Consider the following 2539-nt stretch of genomic DNA (forward strand, 5'->3'; position numbering starts at 1 on the left):
TGAACGTTTATACCACGTTCCCTTAATATTTCAGATATATCACGATAACTCAATGCATATCTTAGATAGTAGCCAACGGCTACAGTGATAACATCCTTGTTAAATTGTTTATATCTGAAATAGTTCATACAGAAGACTCCTTTTTGTTAAAATTATACTATAAATTCAACTTTGCAACAGAACCATTTCGATTTACAAAACCATGTCTTATGTAATTTCAAATAACCTTCATCAGTCGGCTTGAATTCTAAGACGTTACCACATTGTTTTACGTTAAAAGCCTTTTTTATTTTTAAGATTTCCAGTATATCTGCATAACTTACATTATCAATTTTCTTTTCTCTCCATGGGCGTTGTTTCCCACTTTTCGTCATATCTTTTAATGTTTCATTATCTTGATTTTCGTCTATATATTTTGTATGATTGTCTTGCATATAAAAAGACCTCCAGTATTAAGTTGATGAGTAGATGCTTCAATCTTATTACTTGAGCTTTTTTATGTCAAATTTTATTTTATACACTAAAAAACAATGAAAACACTGTTATAGCAAGGTTTTAAGCTGATATTAAAAAAGATTGTTATTTCTATATAGTATCAAGATAAGAAGAAACCGGCAAAAAAACGACGAAAACGTAAGAGAAAAGACCTTAAAAAGTCTTTTCTCTTAAATCAATATTTCTAAGAATAAAGGTTACTTTTTTTCATCTTATAGTATATATTAAAACTAATATTTAGGAGGTATTTTATGAGAAAAATAATAGCAGAATTCTTAGGTACATTTATACTAGTTTTCTTTGGTACAGGAACAGCAGTGTTTATGAGTTTAAGTCCAGATAACAGCGTAGGCACACTTGGTGTCGCAATAGCATTTGGTCTAACAATAATTGCAGCTGCCTATGCAATAGGCGATATCTCTGGAGGTCATTTAAACCCTGCAGTTTCTTTAGGAATGTTTTTAGACAAACGTTTATCCTTAATAAACTTATTCATCTATACAATTTCCCAAACTATGGGCGCAATATTTGCTACATTTTTAATTTGGTCTATATCAAGCACATTAAAAACCGATCTTGACCAATACGGTGCAAACCTTCCTGGAGACCTATCTTTATCAGGTGCATTCTTAGTTGAAGTAATATTAACATTCGTCTTCGTATTCATCGTTTTATCAGTCACGACAACAAAATTTATCGCTCCAAATTTAGCAGTTCTTGTAATAGGTTTTACATTAACTATGGTTCATTTAATAGGTATCCCATTAACTGGTACCTCTGTAAATCCAGCACGAAGTATTGGACCTGCATTATTCACAGGTGGAGAAGCATTATCAACATTATGGATATTTATATTAGCTCCCCTTCTAGGTGCAGTTATTGCAGCTCTAACACATAAAATTTTAAGAAAACCAAACATACAATAATAAAATTCTAAAAGTTAATACTTTATTCCAATTGCTTTATTGACGTTGAGCCTCGGAACCCTTAACAATCCCAAAACTTGTCGAATGGTCGGCTTAATAGCTCACGCTATGCCGACATTCGTCTGCAAGTTTAGTTAAGGGTTCTTCTCAACGCACAATAAATTTTCTCGGCATAAATGCATCGTCTATTTTTTGTTTTCTGAAGGTTTCCAAAATAAAACCACAGCCATAAAAAATAAGTAATAAATAATAAACCAAAAATCTAAATGACTTTGATTTATTTGTTGATATATAAAAACTAGCATCAAAATAGACAAAAGTAATTGCACTGAAAAACGTAACCACATAAAAAATACAACCTCCTTTTTAGCAAACTTCATCACAAGAACTATTTAAATTTTAAACGCCTTTATTTTGAATTTTAAGGGGGGATTTTAAAGATTTAGGGGTAAATCATATAGTTTTATACCTAAAAACCTACATAAGCTTTTAAAACGCAAATATGAGCCAAATAAATATATCTTAATTTCACAAACTAAAATTCGAGCAAAACCAATGACTAATTTTTTAGACACTGGCCCATTTACATGCAAACTTAAAAGTTAGCAAAATGGGCAAGAAAAAATAAACACTGCCCAGTTACGCACAAAATTATTTTTCGCGTAAAAACTGGGCAACCATGCCGGTTGAACACTATAGTTCCCGCAGGGGCAAAAAGACATAAAAAAACGCTAGCTTTTAAGCTAACGTTTTTTACTTCGACTTATAAATTGTCCAATTTTTGCAATAACTATTAAAACCAACATTGGTATAATTCCGAAGATAAATACACTTAACATATTACAAAACTCCTATTTTTTTAAATAATAATTTTGTTTTTCAAAATTCCAAATTGCAGTAATTGAATGTGCTTTTTCTTCTTCGTCTGTTGTTTGGTTCTGTTGCAAAGTTGAACTTATAGTATAATTTTAACAAAAAGGAGTCTTCTGTATGAACTATTTCAGATATAAACAATTTAACAAGGATGTTATCACTGTAGCCGTTGGCTACTATCTAAGATATGCATTGAGTTATCGTGATATATCTGAAATATTAAGGGAACGTGGTGTAAACGTTCA

General features: G+C 30.9%; 1 protein-coding gene and 4 pseudogenes. 2 read left to right on the plus strand and 3 right to left on the minus strand.

What is annotated here, in order from left to right; genetic code table 11:
- Positions 1-128: pseudogene (locus tag BDW31_RS12300) on the minus strand (IS6 family transposase); the annotation flags it as partial.
- A 57-nt stretch (positions 129-185) separates the two neighbouring features.
- A pseudogene (locus BDW31_RS12305) lies at positions 186-434 on the minus strand (protein rep); the annotation flags it as partial.
- 312 nt (positions 435-746) lie between these two features.
- On the opposite strand from BDW31_RS12305, the gene BDW31_RS12310 reads away from it, so the two are divergent.
- Entirely contained in the window at positions 747-1421 is a 675-nt protein-coding gene (locus BDW31_RS12310) for an aquaporin (RefSeq protein WP_011304063.1), read from the plus strand.
- An 851-nt stretch (positions 1422-2272) separates the two neighbouring features.
- Here the strand turns inward: BDW31_RS12310 and BDW31_RS12825 are convergent.
- Positions 2273-2356 (minus strand): annotated as a pseudogene (locus BDW31_RS12825) (protein rep); the annotation flags it as partial.
- 55 nt (positions 2357-2411) lie between these two features.
- Here BDW31_RS12825 and BDW31_RS12315 point away from each other — a divergent pair.
- Positions 2412-2539 (plus strand): annotated as a pseudogene (locus BDW31_RS12315) (IS6 family transposase); the annotation flags it as partial.

This window comes from Staphylococcus sp. AtHG25, assembly GCF_003217445.1.
In the GTDB taxonomy this organism is placed as follows: Bacteria; Bacillota; Bacilli; order Staphylococcales; family Staphylococcaceae; genus Staphylococcus; species Staphylococcus haemolyticus.